The sequence below is a fragment of the Roseateles sp. P5_E11 genome (assembly GCF_054049355.1).
This window is the reverse complement of the sequence record NZ_JBFUMO010000740.1, coordinates 1-2,409: the sequence shown is the minus strand read 5'-3', so window position 1 is coordinate 2,409 and position 2,409 is coordinate 1. Positions and strand designations below refer to the sequence as shown.

General features: G+C 67.5%; 3 protein-coding genes. All 3 read right to left on the bottom strand.

The window, feature by feature from the left end; translation table 11 throughout:
* Positions 1–139: 139 nt before the first annotated feature.
* The 3 genes from ACXJKR_RS29970 to mutM are packed head-to-tail and all read right to left on the bottom strand — an operon-like array spanning position 140 to position 2,349.
* Positions 140–442: a hypothetical protein gene (locus tag ACXJKR_RS29970; protein WP_457325944.1), complete on the bottom strand. Its 303-nt coding sequence runs from the start codon at positions 440–442 to the stop codon at positions 140–142.
* 3 nt (positions 443–445) lie between these two features.
* Complete coding sequence (gene mutY, locus ACXJKR_RS29965; RefSeq protein WP_457325943.1) at positions 446–1,465, bottom strand: A/G-specific adenine glycosylase; 1,020 nt, start codon at positions 1,463–1,465, stop codon at positions 446–448.
* Positions 1,450–2,349: a bifunctional DNA-formamidopyrimidine glycosylase/DNA-(apurinic or apyrimidinic site) lyase gene (mutM, locus tag ACXJKR_RS29960; RefSeq protein ID WP_457325942.1), complete on the bottom strand. Its 900-nt coding sequence runs from the start codon at positions 2,347–2,349 to the stop codon at positions 1,450–1,452. The genes mutY and mutM overlap by 16 nt, the downstream gene beginning before the upstream one ends.
* Positions 2,350–2,409 lie beyond the last annotated feature (60 nt).

The window sequence follows — 2,409 nt, the reverse complement described above, 5'->3', positions numbered from 1 at the left end:
GCAACACGAAGAACGCCAATCCCAGGCGCGTTCCGACGCGCAGATTCTTCAGTCCATCCACGGCTGTCCCCTTGTCGTTGTTCGAGGGACTGTGCCCCTTTCGCCGTGGGCAGGCAATGCGTGTGCAACCCCTGTTTTGTCAACTTTCAGACGGCTCGGCCTCGCCCAGCAGCAAGGCGAGCAGCACGGCGGTGCCGATGGGCATGAAAACGACGATGGCAATGAACCAAGGCATGAAGGCGCGGCCCGTACGGCGCACCAGCTGCATCATGAAAACGCAATGCATGGTGCCCGCCACGACGAGACCCAGACCCAGCAGGACAAGCCGCGACGCCGGCGGCTCGCCGTCCTGCGTGCTGCTGATGATCTGMCACAGGCACAGGCCGGCGACGAGCAGGGTGATGACCGCGTACTCGATGCCGCTCTTGATGTGTGGTTTCATGGCTCAGTCTCCCTCGATCAACTTCTTCAGCGGCGCAGGCAGCGCGTAATCCACCAGTTTCTCCCGCGCCACCCAAGTGCCGCCAGGAGTCATACCCTCAACTGCCTCGGCCCGCAGCGTGTGCAGCACCCAATCGAAGTGCGTCAGCGCGTGCTGCAGCCGCGGCAGCGTCTCCAGCTCGCCGCCCGGCAGGGCCGCTCGGGCGCTGGCCTCGTCGTCAAACATTGGCAGCGTCCACAGGCTCGCCCAGACGCCGGTGTCAGGTCGCTGCTGCAGCAAGACCCGGCCCTCGACGCTCTCAACCCACAGCCACCAGTTCTCGCGACGGCCGCGCTTGAGCTTCCTGGTCTTGACCGGGAAGCGCGTCGGATCGCCCTCCTGCTGTCCACGGCACATGGGCTGCACGGGGCAGAGCAGGCAGTCGGGCGAGCGCGTGCTGCAGATCGTCGCGCCGAGGTCCATCAGGCCCTGGGTGTAGCGGTCAACGTCGCGCTCGGGCAGCAGCTCGGTGGCACGGTCCCACAGCTTCTTCTCGGCGGCGCTGCTGGAGAGATCGCCGCTGAATGCCAGCACGCGCGACAGCACGCGCTTGACGTTGCCGTCCAGGATGGCGACGCGCTCGCCAAAGCAGAAGGCCGCAATGGCTGCGGCAGTGGAGCGCCCGATGCCGGGCAGCGTCTGCAGGGCTGCAGCCGTGCCTGGGAACTCGCCGCCATGCAGATCGGCCACGGCCCTGGCGCAGGCGTGGAGATTGCGCGCCCGGCTGTAGTAGCCCAGGCCGGCCCATTGCGCGAGCACTTCGTCCAGCGACGCCGCGGCCAGGTCGGTGACCTTGGGCCAGCGCGCCAGGAAGCGTTCGTAGTAGCCCAGCACCGTCGCGACCTGGGTTTGCTGCAGCATGACTTCCGACAGCCAGACGCGATAGGGGTCGCGCGTGTTCTGCCATGGCAGCGTGTTACGGCCATGGCGGCGCTGCCAGGCGACTACGGTCTTGCCGAAGTCGGCGATCAGCGTTTCTGACATTGGGGGCAGAAGAAGGTGGACCGTGCGCCTTGCACGATGCGCCGGATGGCGGTGCCGCAACGCCGGCAGGCCTCGCCTTCGCGGCCATAGACCTGCGCCTGCATCTGGAAGCTGCCGGCCACACCATGGGCATCGCGGAAGTCGCGCAGCGTCGTGCCACCGGCTTCCAGCGCCTGGCTGAGCACCGTGCGCACGGCCGCGGCGAGCTTGTCGGCACGCGGGCGGCTCAGCTTGCCGGCGGGCAGGCGCGGGTCGATGCCGGCCATGAACAGCGCCTCACAGGCGTAGATATTGCCAGCGCCGACGACGATGTCGCCTGCCAGCAGCGCCTGCTTGATGGACACGCGCCGGCCGCTGAGCGCCGCATGCAGGTGCAGGCCGTCGAATCGCTCGTCGAAGGGCTCCAGGCCCAGGCTGCCGAGCAGCGTGGCCACAGGTTCGGCATCCAGTGCGGCGCCCCAGACGACGGCGCCGAAGCGGCGCGGGTCGGTCAGGCGCAGCAGGCCATGGTCGGTGTGCAGGTCGAAATGATCATGCGCGCCGGGCGCGGGTGTCGTGTCGAGAAAGGCCAGCGAACCCGACATTCCCAGATGCATCAACAAGCCCCCGGCACTTGTCGGCCCCAAGGGCTGAGCGGCGCCCAGCCCGCCCCCCGAGGGGAGCAAGGCGATTTGGGGCGGCCCGGCATCGCCTTTTTCCAGCGGCAGCCACAAATATTTACCCCTTCTTTGCGTGCTGCCGACGCGGCTGCCGAGCAGTGTTTCGGGGTCGACGCCGAGTGGCCAGCGCAAGGGTTTTCCCAGGCGAAGGCCGGTCACCCGGGCCCCCTGGATGGCACCAGCAAAGCTGCGGCGCGTGACTTCGACTTCGGGTAACTCGGGCATGAGACGGAAATCATAATCAGGCCCTGTCCAGTCGGAGTTCGAATGCCCCTGCCCACTCGC

Coding starts and splice junctions, on each gene's coding strand:
- mutM (WP_457325942.1), bottom strand. CDS start 2,349: ATGCCCGAGTTACCCGAAGTCGAAGTCACGCGCCGCAGCTTTGCTGGT.
- mutY (WP_457325943.1), bottom strand. CDS start 1,465: ATGTCAGAAACGCTGATCGCCGACTTCGGCAAGACCGTAGTCGCCTGG.